Annotated in this window: 12 protein-coding genes; 3 read left to right on the forward strand and 9 right to left on the reverse strand. The window is 72.3% G+C overall.

Translation table 11 applies throughout. The features are described 5' to 3' along the window. Nucleotides 1–6: 6 nt before the first annotated feature. Nucleotides 7–2340: an endonuclease/exonuclease/phosphatase family protein gene (locus FHR33_RS35950; RefSeq protein ID WP_183657520.1), complete on the reverse strand. Its 2334-nt coding sequence runs from the start codon at nt 2338–2340 to the stop codon at nt 7–9. A gap of 52 nt (nt 2341–2392) precedes the next feature. Between FHR33_RS35950 and FHR33_RS35955 the strand changes: the two genes are divergently transcribed. Then, a complete protein-coding gene (locus FHR33_RS35955; protein ID WP_183657523.1) occupies nt 2393–3553 on the forward strand; it encodes an ROK family transcriptional regulator in 1161 nt (386 codons plus the stop codon). Nucleotides 3554–3697: 144 nt separating this feature from the next. Here FHR33_RS35955 and FHR33_RS35960 read toward each other — a convergent pair whose 3' ends face one another. The 4 genes from FHR33_RS35960 to FHR33_RS35975 form a co-directional block, all read right to left on the reverse strand. Then, entirely contained in the window at nt 3698–5131 is a 1434-nt protein-coding gene (locus FHR33_RS35960; protein ID WP_183657526.1) for a glycoside hydrolase family 3 protein, read from the reverse strand. 216 nt (nt 5132–5347) lie between these two features. After that, entirely contained in the window at nt 5348–6199 is an 852-nt protein-coding gene (locus FHR33_RS35965) for a carbohydrate ABC transporter permease (RefSeq protein WP_183657530.1), read from the reverse strand. Then, the gene (locus FHR33_RS35970) at nt 6196–7203 is read right to left on the reverse strand and encodes a carbohydrate ABC transporter permease (protein ID WP_183657533.1); all 1008 of its coding nucleotides are present in this window, start codon (nt 7201–7203) and stop codon (nt 6196–6198) included. Before FHR33_RS35970 ends, FHR33_RS35965 begins: the two co-directional genes overlap by 4 nt. 2 nt (nt 7204–7205) lie before the next feature. Further along, nucleotides 7206–8537 (reverse strand): extracellular solute-binding protein, encoded by a 1332-nt coding sequence (locus tag FHR33_RS35975; protein WP_183657536.1) that lies wholly within the window; start codon nt 8535–8537, stop codon nt 7206–7208. A gap of 165 nt (nt 8538–8702) precedes the next feature. On the opposite strand from FHR33_RS35975, the gene FHR33_RS35980 reads away from it, so the two are divergent. Next, nucleotides 8703–9863, forward strand: a complete 1161-nt coding sequence (locus FHR33_RS35980) for an ROK family transcriptional regulator (RefSeq protein WP_183657539.1) — start codon at nt 8703–8705, stop codon at nt 9861–9863. 12 nt (nt 9864–9875) lie between these two features. Continuing rightward, entirely contained in the window at nt 9876–10526 is a 651-nt protein-coding gene (locus tag FHR33_RS35985; RefSeq protein ID WP_183657542.1) for a M15 family metallopeptidase, read from the forward strand. On the opposite strand, the gene FHR33_RS35990 is transcribed toward FHR33_RS35985, so the two are convergent. From FHR33_RS35990 to FHR33_RS36005, 4 genes are read right to left on the reverse strand one after another with little or no spacing between them, the layout of a single operon-like run. Further along, nucleotides 10493–12346, reverse strand: coding sequence for a N,N-dimethylformamidase beta subunit family domain-containing protein (locus FHR33_RS35990; RefSeq protein ID WP_183657545.1), 1854 nt, complete (start codon nt 12344–12346; stop codon nt 10493–10495). The two genes, FHR33_RS35985 and FHR33_RS35990, sit on opposite strands and share 34 nt — an antisense overlap. Beyond that, nucleotides 12343–13578 carry a condensation domain-containing protein gene (locus FHR33_RS35995; RefSeq protein WP_183657548.1) on the reverse strand — a complete coding sequence of 412 codons (1236 nt, stop codon included), beginning with the start codon at nt 13576–13578 and terminating at the stop codon, nt 12343–12345. The genes FHR33_RS35990 and FHR33_RS35995 overlap by 4 nt, the downstream gene beginning before the upstream one ends. Further along, a complete protein-coding gene (locus tag FHR33_RS36000; RefSeq protein WP_183657552.1) occupies nt 13575–13811 on the reverse strand; it encodes an acyl carrier protein in 237 nt (78 codons plus the stop codon). Before FHR33_RS36000 ends, FHR33_RS35995 begins: the two co-directional genes overlap by 4 nt. Then, nucleotides 13808–19795 carry a non-ribosomal peptide synthetase gene (locus FHR33_RS36005; RefSeq protein WP_183657555.1) on the reverse strand — a complete coding sequence of 1996 codons (5988 nt, stop codon included), beginning with the start codon at nt 19793–19795 and terminating at the stop codon, nt 13808–13810. Before FHR33_RS36005 ends, FHR33_RS36000 begins: the two co-directional genes overlap by 4 nt. Nucleotides 19796–19952: the final 157 nt, after the last annotated feature.

The following is a 19952-nucleotide window of genomic DNA, read 5'->3' on the forward strand; positions in this document are numbered from 1 at the left end:
TGTCGATTATCCCTCCTGGTCAACACTGGTTATGCGCAGGGCGGCCATCACGGGCAGATGATCCGAGCACGGCAGGCGCGGCACGTCCGCCGATTCCACCCGCACCCCGCCGGTGACCAGCACATGATCGATGCGCTCCACCGGAGCGTCGGCGGGCGAGGTGGCGGGATTTCCGAGCGCGATCAGTGGGTCCGACAGCCCTGCCGACTCCAGCACCCGCATCTCCGGATCCCCCGGACGGGTGTTGAGATCGCCCGCCAGCACCACGGGACGCCGTCCGCCCGCGGACAGGTCGCGCACGAGCGCGGCCACCTCGGGAGCCTGCCCCGGAGGAGACTGCAGGTGGGTGTTGACGATGCCCACCTCGTTTCCGCCGACCTCGATCACCGCCGTCTGGGCCTGGGCGCCCGTCGGGTAGCCGTGCTTGCCCAGCGGGTGCGAGACGACCTGCCTGACCGGCAGGTTCGTCAGCAGCGCGTCGCCCCACACCTGGTCGGCGGCCGGGGCGAAGTAGGCCCGCAGGCCCAGGCCGCGCGCGATCCTGTCAAGGTCGTCGTGGCCGCCGTTGAGCAGCCAGCCCCTGTCGACCTCGCTGAGCAGCACCACGTCGGGGCGCTTGGCCGCGGCCCACGCGGTGATGTCGTCCAGCGAGAGCCTGCCGTCAAGGCCGAAGCCCATCCTGATGTTGTAGGCGAGGAGCGTGAACGACGAACCCTCCTTGGGCTGGACGGCGGGTGCGCTCCGCCATCCGGCCGCCAACGAGAGCCCGGTGAGCACCACGGCCGCGACCACCGGCCGCCACAGACCGGCGAGCCGCCACAGACCGGCGAGCCGCCACAGACCGGCGATCCGCCGCAGACCGGAGAACTGTGCGGCCGCCCTGCGGGCTGGAACGCCGGGCCGCACTCCGCCTGCGCCGCCCACGCCCTCGGCGCCGCCGCGGAGGGTCTCGCCGGTGCCGGTGCCGGCGGCGGCGTCCGCGGTGGAGGCGTCGGTGTCGGTGTCGGCGGAGGTGTTGGTGTCCGCGGCGGTCGCGGTGGCGGTGGGGGCGGTCACTTCGGCGACCTCAGGGGCGCGGGTGGCGTCGGTGGTGTCGAGGGTCTTCGGGGTGCGCAGGGCGGAGGTGACGCCTACGAGGGCCGCGGCGACGGCCACGGCGGTGGCGACGAGGCCGTTGGGGAAGCCGAGGTCCAGGTCGTAGGCCGCGTAGTAGCCGAACACACCGACCAGGAACACCAGCCCGCCGCCCAGCACCCCCGCCCCCGGCCGTACGGCGGGCGGGCCTGGCCGGGCGGCCACGGCCAGCAGGCCGCCGACGCTCAGGGGGACGAGCTGGCCGTGTCCGGTGGCGAGCATGAGGACCGTGCCCGCGACGAGGAGGGCGGCCAGGAGCAGGGCGGCTCGCTTCGAGGACACGGGACGGGCCGCGAGCCACACCATGAGCGCCACGCTCAGCCCGAACGACCCGAGCCCCAGCGCAGCCTCGCCCAGGGGCAGGCCGTGCCATGCGGCTGTCGACAGGCCCGCGCTCATGCCGACGAGCAGCAGCGAGGGGCCGAGCAGGAACCACGCGGCCCCTGGGGCGAGCTCCCCTGACCCTGGGGCGACCTGCGAGAACGATGAAGGCTCCCGACCGGGGGCGTGACCGCCGGGCGCCGCTTGTCCGCCCGCGCCAGACGGGCTCTGCGCCCGAGCGCCGGTTGAAGGAGCCAGCGGGCCGGGGAAGGCGGGAGGGCGGAGGAGGGCGGCGAAGGCCGGAGAGCGGAGGAGGGCGGCGAAGGCCGGAGAGCGGAGGAGGGCGGCGAAGGCCGGAGAGCGGAGGAGGGCGGCGAAGGCCGGAGAGCGGAAGAGCGCCGCGAAGGCGGGAGGGTGGAGAAGGGCCGCGAAGGCGGCGCTCAGGGTCAAGGTGGCGAGCCAGGGGAGGGGGCCGTCGCGCCAGACGAGGTCCACGCCGTCAAGCAGCAGGTGGACCGTAACGGCGAACGCCAGCCCTGCCGCGATGCCCGTCGGGACGGCCGCGCGGGGAAGGGTACGGCTGCAGCCGTACAGGAAGAAGAGAGCGGCGCTGACACCCGCCGAGGCGAGCGCGAGCTGGGGTGTGCCGCCGTCGAAGGCCTGCAGGCCGAGTCGGGCGGCGACGAGGACGGCCGCGCCGCCCATCAGCGACCAGCGGGGGCGCAGCAGGGGCGCGAGGCAGGGCAGCACGAACCACAGGGCGGCGTAGAGGCCCATGAGTTCGGCGGGGGTCTCGCCCGCGCGGCCGAAGAGCGTGATCAGGGAGGGAAGGAAGACGCGCAGCACGTCGATCAGCAGCGCCAGGCCTAAGGCGAGCAGGAGCATGAGCCATCCTCACGTCCTGCGGGTCATCAGGCAAGAGGGCTAAGCTTTGCCCGTGGAGCGACGTCCTGGTGTGCCCAGGTTGCTGAGGGAGATCAACGACCGGGCCGCGCTGGAGCTGCTGCTCGACACCGGGCCGATGACGCGCGGGCAGATCGGTGATCTGACGGGCCTGTCCAAGGTGACCGCCTCCCAGACGCTCGCCAGGCTGGAGGAGCGCGGGCTGGTCGAGGTGGTCGGCGAGCAGGCCGGTGGAAGGGGCCCCAACGCCGCTCTCTACTCGGTGGTGCCCTCCAGCGCCTACGTCGCGGGGCTCGACGTCGGTCCCGAGCTGGTCTCGACCGCGATCGCCGACATCCATGGCCGCACGATCGCCGAGGTGACCGTCGCGCCCAACGGTCACGACGACCCCGTCTCCGTGGTGCACAGCGCGGTCGTCAAGGCCTGCCGCAGCGGCAAGGTGAGCCTGGCCAAGCTGCGCGGCGTGGTGATCGGCACGCCTGGCGTGGTCGACCCCCGCAGCGGCGACGTGCGCTTCTCCTTCGACCTGCCGGGCTGGCACGAAGGCATCCACGAGGCGCTGGCGGGAGACCTCAAGCGCGAGGTCACGATCGAGAACGACGTCAACCTGGCCGCCCTGGCCGAGCGCGCCGCGGGCGCCGCCAAGGGCGTCGACGACTTCGTGCTGCTCTGGGCGGGGCGAGGGCTCGGTCTCGCGGTGATGCTCGGCGGCAAGCTGCACAGGGGGCGGTCGGGCAGCGCGGGTGAGATCGGCTACCTGCCGGTTCCTGGGGTGCCGCTGGCCGAGGACATCAGGGCGGTGCCAGGGCGGCTGCCGTCGCTGGCGGGCGGTCTGCAGTCGCTGGTCAGCGCCGAGGCGGTGGCCGAGCTCGCCAGGGGGTACGGCTACGACGGCGTCGCCCAGGCCGTCGCCGACGGTGCGAGGGGCGAGCCGCTGCTCGACGAGATCGCGCACCGGCTCGCGCTGGGGGTGGCGTCGGTGTGCGTGGTGCTCGACCCCGGGCTCGTCGTCCTGGCCGGTGACGTGGGGAAGGCCGGGGGAGCGGCGCTCACGTCCCGCGTGGAGGAGGCCGTGGTCAGGATCTGCCCGATCAGGCCCGAGGTGGTCACCACCGCGGTGGAGGACAACCCGGTGCTGCGCGGCGCGGTCCTCGCCGCCCTCGACCAGGCCCGCGAGGAGATCTTCGCCTCCTGACCCCGGAGACCGAACCGCGAGAACCGGTCCCCGAGAGCCCGATCTCCGAGAGCCCGGGAGCCCGGCCTCCGAGAAGCCTGGAATCCGGCCCCCCCAGATGCGGGCCCCGAGCGTCCGGCCCCCGAGAATGCGGAGAATCCCAGGTCAGGCGGTCAGGAGTTCGACGGCGGCCTGGGCGTTGGCGCGGGCGGCGCCGTACGTCGCGATGTAGGCGGCGCTCTCGGGACGCCAGATCGGCAGCCCCATCTCGATCACCGTGGTGTCGGCTCTCGCCGCGACCAGGCGAGAGACCAGCGTCCTGCTCTCCTCGTAGCGGTGGGCGTCCTTGACGACCACCACCAGCGACCGTCCGGCGGCGCGCTCGAGCAGCTCCTCGGCGTCGGCGTCGGACGGCTTGACGCGCACGGTCTCGGCCGAGGGCAGGGCCAGCCCCCAAGGGACGTCGCCGACGGCGATCGTGGGCGGGGTGTCGATCTCGATCACCAGCGGGTTCAGCAGGGTGGCGGTGGCGCCCGTGACGGTGACCGCCCTGCGGGCCGCGTCCAGGCCGACGACGCTCGCCTCGGCGGCGCCCGCCGTGCCGGAGCCGAACCAGGCGCGCAGGTCGGCGACCCTGGCGGCGGCCTCCTCCAGCCGGGACAGCGGCAGCCGTCCTTCGCCCACGGCGGCGACGATCTCCGCGATGATCTGCCTGACGTCGTCGTAGGTCGGCAGCGGGCCCAGGCACAGCAGGTCGGAGCCCGCGGCCAGCGTGCGCACGGCGCCGCCGGCGAGACCGACGCTCTTGGTGATCGCGTGCATGTCGAGCGCGTCGGTGACGACCACGCCGTCGTATCCGAGCTCACCTCTGAGGAGCTCGGTCAGCGCGGCGGCCGAGAGGGTGGCGGGCTGGTCGCCGGTGATCACGGGAACCGCGACGTGCGCGGTCATGACGGACTTGGCGCCCGCCTTGATCGCGGCATGGAACGGCACCAGCTCGCGCTCGCGCAGCACGTCGAGCGGCACGTCGACCACCGGCACCGCCAGGTGGGAGTCCACGCGGGTGGCGCCGTGGCCGGGGAAGTGCTTGACACAGGCGGCGACGTTCACCGACTGCAGGCCCTGGAGGGCGGCGACGGTGTGCCTGGCGACGAGGGCGGCGTCGTTGCCGAACGAACGGGTGCCGATCACCGGGTTGTCGTCGGCGGTGTTGACGTCGGCGTCGGGCGCCATGTCGAGGTTCACGCCGCAGGCGGCCAGCTCGGAGCCGATCGCCCGGTAGACGCGGTAAGTCAGCTCGACGTCGTCCACGGCGCCGAGGGCGGCGTTGCCCGGGTAGGGGCTGCCGATGTGGTAGGCGAGGCGGGTGACGTCGCCGCCCTCCTCGTCCAGCGAGATGACGGGCTCTCCCGCGGCCTTCAGCGCGGTGGTGAGAGCGCTCAGCTGGGCGGGGTCGGCGACGTTGAACCCGAAGAGCGTGACGCCGCCGAGGCCGGCCTCCAGCTCGCGCAGGACCCAGTCCGGGGCCGTGGTGCCCTGGAAGGCGACGAGCAGCGTGCCGGCCGCGAGACGGCGCAGCCCCCGATCACTCTGGCTCATCTTGGAACTCCCCTTTTGGCGGTCAACCCCTCCCGTCTCCCTTGATGGGGCTCTTGCGGGGAGTGGGTGCGAATGGACGATGGTCTGTGGCAGGGAGCCGGTACGGCCCGCGAGCCCGCGGTCCGGGACGCGGGCCGTACCTCCCTGCAGGTGGGCAGGGCCGGGTACGGCCGCCGCGCGGGTGGTGCGGCGGCCGTACGAGCACCTGTGGGTCGGTCAGCCCTTCACGGCGCCGGCCACCAGGCCGGAGACCATGCGGCGCTGGACCAGAAGGAAGAAGATGACGACCGGGATGGTCATCAGCGTCGAGCCGGCCATGATGGCACCCCAGTCGACGCCCTTCTGCCCGAAGAAGTACTGGAGCGCGACCGGCATCGTGTAGCCCTCTGAGCTGGACATCAGGTAGAGCGCGAAGACCAGGTCGTTCCATGCGGTGATGAAGGAGAAGATGCTGGTGGCCACCAGACCGGGGGCGACGAGCGGGAAGAGCACCTTCCAGAAGGTGGTCATCCGGCTGGCGCCGTCGATCCAGGCCGCCTCCTCCAGCGTCTTGGGCACCGCGGCCACGAAGGTCCTCAGCATCCAGATCCCGAAGGGGAGGGTCACCGCCACCTGGGCGACGATGATGCCGAGCAGCTGGTCGCCGAGGCCGACGCGCCTGATCATCACCGAGAGCGGGATGAGCATGGCCTCGGCGGGCAGCATCTGCACCACCAGCAGGGTGATGAGGAAGCTCCCACGGCCCCTGAACCTGAACCTGGCGATGGCCGTCGCCGACAGCAGCGCGAACAGCGAGCCGATCAGCACCGTGCCGAGCGCCACGATCGCGCTGTTGCGCAGGTAGAGCCAGATCGAGTTGTTGGCCACGCCCTCGGTCAGCACCCGCGAGAAGTGCTCGAGGGTGAAGCTGGTCGGGAACGGGATGAACTCGGTGGTGAAGATCTGGTCGTTGGTCTTGAACCCGGTCGAGACCATCCAGTACACCGGGAAGATCGCGTAGAGGAAGACGAGGACTCCGGCGGTGTTCAGCAGGATCCTGCCGAGCCTCTTGCGCTGTGCCGGACTCACATCTCCTCCTGCTTCACGATCTGCCTGACGTAGAACACCGTGATGATCAGCAGGATGATCGTCAGCACGATGGAGATGGCCGCGCCCGTGCCCATCTTGGGCGGCGGCTTGAAGGCCTCGGCCACGGCGTACATCGACAGGTTGAACGCCTCGCGGTTGGTCGGGCCGTTCAGGAGGATGTGCAGCTGCGTGTAGACCTTGAAGTCCCAGATGATGGACAGGACGGTCAGCACGGCGAAGACGGGCTTCAGCAGCGGCAGCGTGATCTTCCTGAAAGTGCGCCAGGCGCCCGACCCGTCGACCCTGGCGGCCTCGTAGAGCTCGTTGGGAATGCCCTTGAGCCCGGCGAGCACGGACACCGCGATGAACGGGAAGCCCGCCCACACCACGCAGAAGACCAGGACGACGTAGACGGTGAACGCGTCGTTCAGCCACGGCTCGCCGGTCCAGTCGGCGCGCCCGAAGACCGCCTGCGACAGCCAGTCGGGCAGCAGGTTCAGCGCCCAGTTGATGATGCCGGAGTCGGCGTCGAACAACGACCGCCAGATGGCGGCCTGGGCGACCGGCGGGATGGCCCAGGCGAACATGCAGCCGATGACCACGAACAGCGACATCTTCTTGCCCAGCTTGTGCAGCAGGACGCCGACCGCGGTGCCGACCACCAGGGTGAGGGTGACGGCGATCGAGGCGAACACCACGGTGTTGCGCAGCGAGGTCCAGAAGATCTCGGTGGCGAGGACCTTCTCGAAGTTGGCCCATCCGACCCACTCGGCGGCCTTGCCGCGGATCTGGGCGATGCCGAACTTCTGGAAGGAGATGATGACCAGCTGCACCATCGGGTACAGCAGGAGCCCGGCGATCACCAGCAGGCCGGGCACGAGCAGGACGTACGGGATGGCCCAGTTGGGAAGCCCGCTGGCCCTCGGGGGCCCGCCCGGCCGCTTTCGGCGGCGCCCCGGGGCGGAGGAGCCTCCGCCCCGTGCGACCGTGGTCGTGTTCGCCATGACTACTGGTTCAGGATCTCTTCGATTTCCTTGTTGGCGTCAGCGAGAGCCGTGGCTGTGTCCTTCTTGCCCTCGATGACCGCCCTTGCCGCGTTCTGGAGCACGGCCTTGGTCTCGTTGGCCTCGGTCCAGTTCGGGTCGGCGGGGAACGCCTTGGCCTTGGCGAAGGCGCGGGCGAAGGGGCCCTGCACCGGGTCCTCGGCGAGCGCGGCCAGCGTGTCGGGGTAGATGGGCAGCAGGCCGCCTTCCTTGGCGTACCTGTCGGCCCAGGTCTTGCTGGTGGCCAGCTTCAGGTACTCCTTGCCCAGGTCGGCCTGCTGGGTGCTGCCCCAGAGCGCGATGTCATTGCCGCCGAAGAAGGACGGGGCCTCGCCGCCGGCCTTGGCGGGAAGCGGGAAGAAGGCGAGCTTGTCGCCCTTCAGCTTGCCCTTGGAGTCGACCTCGATGCCGGGCAGGTCCCAGCCGGCGGTGAGGTACATGCCGACCTTGTTGTTGGCGAAGCGCTTGCGGATGTCGACCGTGTTCTGCGTCAGGCGCGACTTGCCTGACAGGCCTTCGGTGACCAGGCTGGTGTAGGTCTCGAAGCCCTTGGCGAAGGTGGGGTCGCTCACCTTGCCGACCCACTTGTCGCCCTCCTTGACGGCGTACTCGCCGCCCTCGGCCCATGCGAAGGCGCCGAGCAGGTGGTTGGCGTCGGAACCGCCGTTGAAGGCGAAGCCGTCGACGTCGGCGCCCTTCTTGGCCTGGATCTTCTTGGCCGCGGCGACGAGCTCGTCCCAGGTCTTCGGGACCTCGATCTTGAGCTCCTTGAACCAGTCGGCGCGGTAGAGGACCGCGCGCGCACCGGCGCCCCAGGGCAGGCCGTACACCTCGTTGTCAATGGTCTCGAGGCCGAACAGGTTCTTCGGGATCGCGGCCTGGTCGCCCGCGTGCGCGATGTCGGTGATCGGCGCGAGCGCGTCCTGGCTCTGCCACAGCGGCACCTGGTCGTTGCCGATCTCGGTGACGTCGGGGCCCGTGCCGGTCGCGGCGGCGGCGAACTTGTCGTTCACCTGCGGCCAGGGGATCCACTCCAGCTTGACGTCAGCGCCGGTCTGCTTCTTGAACTCGGCGTTCAGCTCTTCCATGTACTTGGCGGCGGCGGGGTTGCTGTCGCCGAGGCGCCACACGGTGAGGGTCTTGCCGGCGTACTTGGGGCCTGCCTCGGAAGCGGCGGCCGAGCCGGAGGCGGCAGGCTCGGCGGTCTTCGTGGGCTCACTCGAGCCACAGGCGGCCAGACCCAGGGCCAGAGCGGCGGTGGTCGCCGTGGCGGCCGTGATCTTCGCGATCTTCACTAGGGTTCTCCCTTCCCGGCTAACGCGTCGGGGGTTGCGCTCATTCGATGCCGTAGAGACCACCGAAGCCTTGATCGCCGGCCTCGGTTGACTGCTGCTAAACTAACAAGAAACTTTCTTAAAAGAAACGGGCGTTAGCGGATCGTGACGAGAGGAGGGGCGTCCATGGCGCGGAACCCGGGAACCCCGCAGTTGTTGCGCAGACTGAACGACCGCACGGCGCTGGAACTCCTTCTTTCCGAGGGGCCACTCACCCGTGCTGAGCTGGGGGAACGCACAGGGCTCTCCAAGGTAACCGCAGGCCAGCTGTTGTCCCGACTGGAGGACAGGGGCCTGGTCGAGGTGGCGGGGCAGCGCGCGGGAGGCAGGGGTCCTCACGCCGCGCTCTACGGCGTCGTTCCCTCCAGCGCGTACGTCGCGGGCCTGGAGGTGCTGCCCGAGAGCATCACCGTGGGTGTGGCCGACATCACAGGAAGAATCGTGGTCGAGGTCACTGTCGATCCCTCCGACGGGCGCGACCCGGTCAGGACGGTGCGCAACGCCGTCCAGAGGGCCTGCGACACCGCCCATATCGGCATGTCCCAGCTGCGCGCCTTCGTCATCGGGACCAGGGGCGTGGTCGATCCGCGCACCGGCGACGTGCGTTTCTCCTATGACCTGCCCTCCTGGCACGTCGGCGTGCTGGCCAGCCTTCGCGAGCGGCTCGGCGCCTCGGTCACGATCGAGAACGACGTCAACCTCGTCGCGCTGGCCGAGTACCGCCACGGCGCCGCCGTGGGCCACGACGACTTCGCCGTCGTCTGGGCGGGTGTCGGGCAGGGCCTGGGCGTCATGCTCGGCGGACGCCTGCACAGGGGCATCACCGGCGGCGCGGGCGAGATCGGCTGGCTGCCCGTGCCGGGCGAGCCGCTGCCCGTCGACGTCTCCCACCCGCAGTCGGGCTCCTTCCAGCGCCTGGTCGGCCAGGAGGCGCTGGCCGGCCTGGCCGACCTCTACGGCGTCGCGGGCGCCACCGCCGCCGACCAGGTCCGTACGGCCACCGCCACCGGCAACGACGCCTACCTGAAGGAGGTGGCGGGACGGCTGGCCGTCGGGGTGGCCGCCATCGCCGTGGTGCTCGACCCCGGGCTGATCGTGCTCAGCGGCGACCTCGGCCGCGCGGGAGGCCCCGCCCTGGCCGAGCGGGTGGAGCAGGCCGTCGCCAAGGTGTGCCCGAGCCAGCCGCGCGTGGCCGCCACGGCGGTGGCGGGCAACCCGGTGCTGAGAGGCGCGCTGGTCGCCGCGCTGGAGCAGGCCCGTGAACAGGTTTTCTCTGACACTGTGTGAGAATTTTCGACTATGCGCGACATCGTGTTGATCTCTGATCCCAGGGTGGCTGCCATCCCCGTGCGCGAGTGCGGGGAGCCGCTCGTGGACGTCCGGGGCAGGCTGCGGGTCGACTCGCGGCTGGCCGACGTGGACGGCGCCTACGCGCACCTGCGCTCGGGGCTGCTGGAGCGTCTGGAGAAGGTGGCGCTGCCCGAGGGCTACGAACTGCTGATCGTCGAGGGCTACCGGCCGATCACGACGCAGCGCACGTACTTCGAGGAGTACAAGACGCGGCTGCTCATCGACTTCCCCGACCTGTCGGCCGACGAGGCGCACGCGGCGGCCAGCAGGTACGTCTCGCCCGTCGAGGTCGCCCCGCACACGGCGGGGGCCGCCGTCGACCTGACGCTGTGCTCGCCCGACGGGGTGGAGCACGACATGGGCACGGCGGTCAACGACAACCCCGAGGAGAGCGAGGGCGCGTGCTACACGGCCGCGGCCACCATCTCCGCGCAGGCCAGGGCGAACCGCGAGATCCTCGTGGCGGCGCTGGAGTCGGTGGGGCTGGTCAACTACCCGACCGAGTGGTGGCACTGGTCCTACGGCGACCGTTACTGGGCGATGTCCACGGGAGCCCCGCACGCCCTCTACGGGCCGACGAGCTTTCCTCCCGCCTCCTGAGCCTCGGGCGGGTGCGCGGGGCCGATCCGGTGCAGGCGCAGCGGGTCACCGGGTCCCGCCGTGACGAGGAGCCCCGCGTGGGCGGTGAGCGCGCGGCCGGGCGCCGTGCCGTACGCCTCCCACGCTCTTCCCGGGACACGGGTGTGGAGCGCGCCCGCGTCGTCGAGGGAGAAGAGCCTGCCGTTCATGCCGGCCAGTGACACCGCGCCCGCCGAGAGGCCGTCGGGCTCCCATTCCGCCGCCCCGAAGGGCAGCCGCCACAGCGCGCCGTCCCCTGTCGCGACGTAGAACGCGCAGTCCGCGACCGCGAGGCCGACCGCGTGCGCGGGAGCGGGGCCGACGCGGCGCCAGCAGTCGTCCTCCCTGGCGACCAGGGCGCCTGAGGACGTCACGCCGTACAGGCCGACGCCCATCCCGCCGGCCGCCTCCCGGGGCACGGCCAGGGCCCTGACCTCCGAGGGGCCCGACAGCGGCTGCCAGGACAGGTTCTGCCCGCACAGCTCACGGCACAGCAGCGCACCCGAGCCGTCCACGGCGTGGAGGACGCGTCCGAGCACCGCGAGACCCCGCACGTCCGCGACGGGGCCGATCACCTCCCACGAAGGTCGGCGCTCGCCCGACAGCCGGTCGAGGACGTTGCGGGTGACACGCTCCACGACGGGGTCGTGCAGGGTGTTGCCCCAGTTGACGGTGGCCGAGGTGAAGACGGTGCCGAGGCCGCTGGTGAACACGCCCATGGTGGCCGCGCCGCCCTGGCCGTAGGCGCTCCAGTGCCGCAGGTCGGCGGTGGCGAGCACGACGAAGCTGGACGGCGTGCCGTCCAGGGAGGTCGCCCTGGGCACGCCGCGCACCTCCTCGTACTCGGCGGCGTCGGTCTCGTAGCCCAGGCAGCCCTGGCCGAACTTGTCGCCGTCGGTCAGCCCCGTGCCCTCGAAGGCCCAGTGGCCCGCGAAGCGGGCGGTGTAGGACTCCTCGAGCATGCGCGGCATGTGCTCGCCCCACGCCCCCGCGCCCGCCCTGAAGCTGACGCCGGTCAGCGTGTTCTCGGGGCGGCCGGCCGCCGACCACTCGACCGTGGCCAGGCGCGGGTCGGCGACGGGGTCGGACAGCGGGTCGCGGTGGCAGACCATGGTGCGGCCGCCGTCCTCCAGCCGGATCTGCCACCAGGCGGTGTTGCCGGAGAAGAAGGCCACGTTGCCGCCTCGCCGCACGAACTCCTCGACGGCGTCGCGCATGCCCGCCGACCAGTACTCGTCGTGCCCGTTGACCACCAGCAGCCGGTGGCGGGACAGCAGGCCGAGGCCGTCGTGCAGGTCGAGGTTGGAGCAGTAGGCCACCTCGTAGCCCGCAGGACGCAGCCAGCGCGTCAGGCCCTCCTCCCAGCGTTCGGGCGGCGGGCCGCCGCCCGGCCGGTCGAAGCTGACCGTGGAGGCGCGGGTGGGCGACTCGGTCCAGTAGACGCTCTGGTCGGGCTCGCCCGCCCTGTTGTAGGCCTGCCAGGTGGTGAAAGGCACGCTGACCAGGATCGGCGCGGTCGGCTCCGCCTCCCGTACGACGAAGTGGACCTCGTTGTCGGGACAGGGCGCCCCGCCCGGCAGCGAGCGGGGCCACGGCTCGGCGGGGCCGAAGCGGGCCACGTAGAGCGAGCTCGGCCACTCGCGGGGGATCTCCAGCGACCAGCGGGCGCCGGCCGGCCCCGTGTGGACGACGCGGTCGTCGGTGGCGTCGCTCACGACCACGGGCGAGGGACGGTCGAGCACGAACTCCAGCGTCTCGCCCTGGGCGAGGGAGGTCGCGAGAGCGTAGGCGCGCACGGTCATGCGGTAGCCGTCTCCACCAGCAGGGACTCCAGGTCGAGCAGGTAGCGCTCGATGTCCGGCCTGGACAGGTAGCGGGTGTCGGCGGTCAGGGAGACGCCCTCCGTCGTGACGTGCACGCAGAAGCGGCAGTCGAGGTTGTCCTGGCTCAGCGGCCAGGTCAGCGTGGTCTGCGCCCGCGCCTTCTCGATCTCGTCGGGCTCGCACGCGGCGGGCCCGGGATCGGCGAAGCGCAGGTCGTTGAAGCAGCAGTGCGGGTGCACCCGCTCGCCGCGCCGCGCGCTCTCCGCCCGGACGATCATGGCCCGGTCGGCGGGATCGTGATAGGCGCTGCGGTAGGCGCGCAGAGCGGCCGGACCCGCAGCCCTCAGCGCCTCGGCGAAGGGCAGGCCCACCTCCAGCGTGAACAGGCCCTCCATGGCCAGCGTGCTGACGACGGCCATGGTGTCGCGCCTGAACCTGTTGCTCACGATCGGCAGCACCGCGCTGATCTCCTGGCCCGTGTGGCGCCCCGCCAGCTCGGCCACCGCCGCGAGCAGGACCGTCGAGGTGGAGGCGCCGTGGGCGGCGGCGATCGAGCGTACGGCCAGGTCGAGCGCGGGCGAGTGGAGCAGGGCGCGCCAGATCGGCGGGTCGGAGCCCTTCGCGGGCGTGGGGAACATGGTGGCCGCGATCCGCCGGTGCTCGCGCTCCCAGTGCGCGGCGGCGGCCGTGGCGACCCGCCGTCCCTGCTCGCCCTGCTGCCAGAGGGCCAGGTCGAGCGCTCGCGGCGCGGGCGCGGACGGCGGCCTGCCCAGCAGCAGCATGCGCAGGTCGCGCACCGCGACCTCGGCTCCTGCCCCGTCGGCGGCCAGGTGGCAGAACAGCAGCGTGACGTGGGTGACCCTGTCGCCGTCGGTCGTCAGGCCCACCCGCAGCGGCCACTCGCGCTCGTAGTCGAACCTGGTGGCCGCCGGCGCGCCGAACGTGACGGGCAGCCGCCCCGTCCTCTCCAGCCTCTGGTACGGCTCCCGCCGCGCCCCCAGTCTGGTCCTCAGCGAGCCGTGCCGCTCGACCAGCGCCCTCACGGCGGCGAGCACCTCGGGCACGCTCCTGTCGCCTGGGACCTTCACCACCCTGTCGAAGTTGAAGTAGTGATCGTCGGGCTCGGTGTGCAGGATCGCCTCCCAGATCGCCCGCTGGCCCCACGTCAGCGGCGCGGTTCCCTCGTCGGGACCGGCGAACTCGACGATCATCGGCTGGACAGGCGTCCGGCCAGGAGGTCCAGGTCGTCGAGTAACTCCAGCCCGTCCTCCGTGAGATCGACCTCGACGCCGAACTCGCTCTCGATCGCGTCGATGAGGCGCATCTGCCCCACGGAGGTCAGACCGAGCGCCGTCAGCGGCACGGTCGCCCGCAGGGCCTCCTGCGCGGTCAGCGCGCCGTCGGAGGACTCTTCGACCAGCTCGGCGAGTCTTTCCTTGATCATGTCAGCTCCCTGGCGAGGCGTTCGGCCTCCTCGTCGGACATCTGGTCCAGCTCCGCCACCAGCAGGTCCTCGACCGTCCCGGCCAGGCCCTCGACCGTCGGGCTCGCGAACAGCGCTCTGATCGGGACGTCCAGGTCGATCGCGGCCCTGATCCTGGCCACCACGCGGACGGCCAGCAGGCTGTGCCCGCCGAGCGCGAAGAAGTCGTCGTGCGCCCCCACCTTCTCCAGGTCGAGGACCTCGGCGAAGACGGCCGCCACCAGGTGCTCGGCGTCGCCGTCCGGCGCCCTGTACTCCGCCCTCGCCGCCTCGGGCTCGGGCAGCGCGGCCCTGTCCACCTTGCCGTTGGGGGTCAGCGGAAGCGCGTCGAGGCGCACCCACCGCGTGGGCACCAGGTACGGCGGCAGCGTCGCGGCCGCGTGGTCGCGCAACTCGCCGAGGTCGGCCTCGCCCACGACGTAGCCGACCAGCGTCTCGCCCTTCGCCGTCACCGCGGCGGCGCCGACGTCGGGGTGGGTCATGAGCGTGGCCTCGACCTCGCCGGGCTCGACCCGCTGACCCCTGATCTTCAGCTGGTCGTCGAGGCGGCCGAGGAACTCCAGCTGCCCGTCGGGCCGCCATCTGACCCTGTCGCCCGTCCGGTAGACCCGCTCGTGGGCGCTGTCCTGTGGGGCGTCGGTCTCGGTAAGGAGGATCCTGTCGCCGGTGAAGGGCACGAAGCGGTCCGCGGTGAGGTCGGGGCGGCCGAGATAGCCGCGGGCCACGCCCTGCCCTCCGACGCACAGCTCGCCAGGAGCGCCGGACGGGACCAGGCGCCCTACGGCGTCGACCACGTAGGCGGTGGTGGCGGCGATCGGGCGGCCGATGGGCGGCACGCCCCTCGAGGCGTCGAGCGTGGTGGCCGTGGCGATGACGGTGGTCTCCGTCGGGCCGTAGGTGTTGACCAGCCTGACGCTCAGGCCGAAGCGCTCGTGCCAGCGGGCCACCGCGGAGGCGTGCGCCTGCTCGCCGCCGAGGATCACCAGGCGCAGCGTCGAGGGCCAGGCGACCGCGTCGATCTGGTCGACGAGGTGGTGCCAGTAGGCCGTGGGCAGGTCGAGGACCGTCACGCCCTCGAGGTGGTCGGGCAGGCTGAGCCCGCCGTCGGGCAGGACGACGACGTGGGCGCCGCTGGACAGCGCGGGATAGATCTCCTCGGCGTGGGTGTCGAAGCCGAGCGAGGCGAACTGCACCACCCTGTCGCCCGGACGCAGGCCGTACTCCTCCGCCATCCAGTCGACGCGGGCGGCCAGGTTGCGGTGGTCGACGACGACGCCCTTGGGCTCGCCCGTCGAGCCAGAGGTGTACAGCACGTAGGCGATCTCGGCGGGCGGCACGGGGGTGAGGGGCGCGGTGGGCTCGCAGGTGTGGGCCAGCGGGGTGCCCTGCGGCAGCCGGTCGGCCAGGTCGGGCGAGGTGAGCACGAGCGTCGCGCCGCTGTCGGTCAGCAGGTGCGCCAGGCGGGCGGTCGGGTGGGCGGGGTCGAGCGGCAGGTAGGCGCCGCCCGCTCGCCACACCGCGAGCAGCGCGGCGACGGCGTCGACGCCCCGGCCGAGGCAGACGCCCACCAGGTCGCCCCGCCGTACCCCCTTGCTCTGGAGGAGCCCGGCCAGCTCGGTGACCCGCAGGTCGAACGAGGCGTAGTCGAGATCGCCCACCGCGGGCAGCCCCGCGTGCCCGAGGACGGCCCGCGCCACCCTGTCGGGCACGGTCGGCGCGTCGAAGGATCCCGGGGGTGGGACCGGTTCCTCCCGCGTGACCGGTGAGGGCCGGTCGGAGAGGGAAGCGGGAGGAACCGGCCGGCTCGGTGCGGGACCCCGCCCCCACGCGCGCAGCAGGGCGAGGTCGTCGGGGGACAGCAGCTGGGGCGGCAGACCTGGGTCCTGGCACAGGAGGCGTTCCAGCCTGCGGGCCAGCGCCTGCACCGTGTCCGCGTCGAACAGGGCGGCGTCGTAGGACAGGACGAGCAGCAGCTCGTCGGGGTCCTGCCAGGCCTCCAGCATGAGGTCGAACTTGACCTGCGCGAACCCGTGGGGGAACGGCGCGGCCTCCAGCCCGGCGAAGGCGGCGGGCGTGCGGCCCGCGTCCTGGGTGTGCAGGATGGCCATCGTCTCGAACGAGGGCGCGCGCTCCAGCGGCGCTCCCTGGTGGGCGAAGGCGTCCACGACCGTGGCGCGGGTCCGCTCCACGAGCTCGCCGAAGGTGGGCGAGCCTGTCAGGTCGCCGCGGATCACGAGCGTGTCGGCGAAGTAGCCGACCACGCCCTCCAGGAGGGCGTCGTCGCGGCCCGAGGTGACGGTGGCCACGCAGACGTCCGTCAGGCCGCTCTGCGCGGCGAGCACGGCCTGGTAGGCGGCCATCAGCGTCATGAACATCGTCACGCCCGGCGTCCTGCTGACCGCTTCGACCGGCAGCGTGAACGTGTGGAAGGCGGCCTGGCGCGGCGCGCCGGTGCGCGGCCTGTCGGTGGGCAGGTTCAGCGGCGGCTGACCCGCGAGCCGCTCCCTCCAGTAGTCGTCCATGGAGTCCTGGCCGAGCTGCCAGCGGGCGACGTCGCCGAACTGCAGGGGCGGCTCGGGCGGCCGCTCGCCGGAGTAGAGGAGGGCCAGCTCGTCGATCAGGATGTTGAGCGACCAGCCGTCGCCGAGGATGTGGTGCAGCACGACGCACAGCACGTGGTCCTCGGGACCGACGGGGACGAGCGTCACCCTGAACGGCGGGGCGCAGGCCAGGTCGAAGGGGGCGTTGACGCGCTCGGCCACCAGCCGCTCGGGCTCGCCCGCGACGATCTCGAAGGGCACCGGGCCAGGGGGCTCGACGACGATCACGGGCACGCCGTCCACCTCGGGGAAGCGCGTGCGCAGGCTCTCGTGCCTGGCGGCCAGCGCGTCCACGGCCAGGCGCAGCGCCGCCACGTCGAGCGGGCCGCGCAGGCGGCGCACGATCCACATGTTGTAGGCGGCGTCGCCGGGGTCGAGCCGGTGCAGGAACCACAGCCGCTCCTGGGAGCGGGAGAGCGGGACGGCCGCGCCCTGGGGACGCCGGCGAGGCCGGTCATCGGCGGGGCCGGGGGAGTCCTGCGCGGCGTCGAGAAGGGCGGCCATCGCCTCGACGGTCGGGCGCAGGAACAGCTCGCGGACAGGCACCCGTCCTGGCAGGCGGGAGGTGACGACGGTGGCCAGCAGGGAGTGCCCGCCGAGCGCGAAGAAGTCGTCCTCCGCGCCGACGTCCGCGACGCCGAGCACGTCGGCGAAGACCCGCGCGACCAGGAGTTCGTGCGGCGTCCTCGGCGGAGTGGAGGCCGGGACCGCCGACGCCTCGGGCGAGGGGAGGGCCTTGCGGTCCACCTTGCCGTTGGGCGTGAGGGGCAGGGCGTCGAGCTCCACCACCACCGAGGGCACCATGTAGCCGGGCAGCTGGGCGGCGGCGTGCTCCCGAAGCCCCTCCGCCTCGCCGACGACGTAGGCCACGAGCAGGTCGTCGCGGACGGCGGTGACGGCCTGCCGCACGCCGGGCCGCGACTCCAGTACCGTCTCGATCTCGCCCAGCTCGACCCGGTGGCCGCGCAGCTTCACCTGGTTGTCGGTCCTGCCGAGGAACTCCAGCGTGCCGTCGGGCAGCCAGCGGACCAGGTCACCCGTGCGGTAGACGCGCTCGCCCGCGTGCTCGGTGAACCGCTCGGCGGTCAGGTCGGGCCTGCCCAGGTAGCCGGTGGCCAGGCCCGCGCCGCCGATCAGCAGCTCGCCTGGGACGCCGAGGGGCGCGTCGACGTGGACGGTCGTGTTGGCGATCGGGCGGCCGATCGTCACCCTGGCGGGATCGGAGGGCACCTCCCACGCGGTGGACCAGATGGTCGTCTCGGTCGGGCCGTACATGTTGACGAGCCTGCCGACGCGCGAGCGCAGCTCGGCGGCCAGCTTCGGCGGCAGCGGCTCGCCGCCCGCCAGCGCGGTCACCGGGGGCAGCTCCCCTGTGAGCAGCACCCGCCAGCCCGAGGGCGTGGCCTGGACGTGCGTGACGCCCGTCGTCGTGATCAGCCGCGACAGCGCGGCGCCGTCGCGGGCGGTGTCGGCGTCGGCGATGACCACCGTGCCCCCCGTGACGAGCGGCAGGTACAGCTCCAGCGCGGAGATGTCGAAGGAGAGCGAGGTGAGCGCCAGCCAGACGTCGGAGGGCGCGGACCCCACGAGCGAACGCATCGCGAGCAGGAAGTTCGTCAGCGCCCTGTGCGGGACGACCACGCCCTTGGGGCGGCCCGTGGAGCCCGAGGTGTAGAGCACGTAGGCGGTGTCGCCGGGGAGCGGCCTGACGACGTGCGGCGCTCCCGAGGGGAGCTCGTCGGTGAGGACGAGCGCCGCACCCGAGTCCTCCAGCACGTAGGAGACGCGGGCCTGCGGGTAGTCGGGGTCCACCGGCAGGTAGGCGGCGCCCGCCATGGCCACGCCGAGCAGCGCGACCAGCATGTCAGGACCGCGCGAGAGCCGTACCGCCACCAGGGAGCCCGTGCCGACGCCCCGCTCGGCGAGCGCGCCCGCCAGGACCGCCGCCCTCTCTGTCAGCTCGCGGTAGGTCAGCGTGGTGTCGCCGCAGACCACCGCGACCGCGTCAGGACGGGCGTCAGCGCGCTCCAGCACCATGTCGACGAGGGTGAGGGGCGGCAGCTCCGCGGCTGTGTCGTTCCACGAGGCCAGCAGGGCGCGCTCGGAGGCAGGGGTCAGCTCCAGCTCGGCGACCGGCGACGACGGATCGGCGACGATCGACGAGACCAGGACGGCGAAGCGCTCCATCATGCGCTCGGCGGTCGCGCGCTCGAACAGCTCCTCGCTGTAGATGGCCACTCCGAGCAGGCCGCCGTCGTCCTCGGCGTACAGGTCGAGCGACAGGTCGAAGCGCGCGGGATGCCAGCCCAGCGGGAACGGCTCGGCCTCCAGACCCGGCAGCGGATCGGCGATCTCGCCGTGCGTGTGGAGCGCGAACATGGTCTGGAACAGCGGGGTCCTGCTGAGGTCGCGCTGGAGGCCGAGCGCGCTGACCAGCCGCTCGAACGGCACCTCCTGGTGCGCCAGCGCCTGCAGCACGGTCTTCCTCGTCCGGCGGAGCAGCTCGGCGAAGCTCGGCTCGCCCGACAGGTCGCACCTCAGCACCAGCATCGTCGACAGGTAGCCGACCACCCGCTCCAGCTCGGTGCTCGTCCGCCCCGCCGAGGGCGTGCCCACGCAGAAGTCGTCCTGTCCGCTGTGCCGCGCCAGCAGCACCTGGTAGGCGGCCAGCAGCACCATGTACGGCGTGCACCGCGCGCTCCTGGCCAGCTCGGCCACCCCGGCGACAAGCTCGGGAGCCAGCCTGAACAGCACCTCGCCGCCCGCCGTGCCGCGCTGCGGAGGGCGCGGCCTGTCGGTTGCCAGCTCCAGCACCGGCGCCCCCGCCAGCCGCTCGGCCCACCACTCCTCCTCGGCCGCGAAGTCACGAGGGGCGGGGTTGAACGGGGGAGGGGCGGCGGGCAGCGGCCTGCCCGCGTAGCAGGCGGCGACCTCCTCGCGCAGCACGTTGAACGACCAGCCGTCGCCGTTGATGTGGTGCAGCACCACGCACAGGACGTGCTCGCGCGGCCCGAGCGGGATGACGCTCACCCTGAAGGGAGGTCGCCCTGCCAGGTCGAAGGGGGCGTTGGTGCGCTCGGACACCAGCTTGTCCGGATCGCCCTCGACCACCTCGAAGGCGATGCGGCCTGGAGGCTCGACGACCGCCACGGGGCGCCCGTCCACTTCGGGAAAGCGGGTGCGCAGCGCGTCGTGCCTGGCGGCGACGGCGGTGAAGGCCGCCTCCAGCCTGGTGAGGTCGAGCTCTCCGCGCAGCCTGTAGGCGTAGGCGGTGTTGTACGAGGGGTCGTCAGGATCGAGTCGATGGAGGAACCACAGGCGCTCCTGGGCGGACGAAAGCGTCACTAGCCCTTCCCCCGAATCTGGAAAGGTTCTTAACTGTTCGGGAGTCAACCACGGATCTTGACCTGCCCGCAAGGCCCGATAAACACGGGGTTTGCGCTCTTGTCACCTCTCCGTGACCGTGTAAGACTGTCGGCCGTCCGGTGGGTAAGGAAAGTTT

It is taken from the genome of Nonomuraea dietziae (assembly GCF_014195505.1).
Lineage (GTDB): Bacteria > Actinomycetota > Actinomycetes > Streptosporangiales > Streptosporangiaceae > Nonomuraea > Nonomuraea roseola.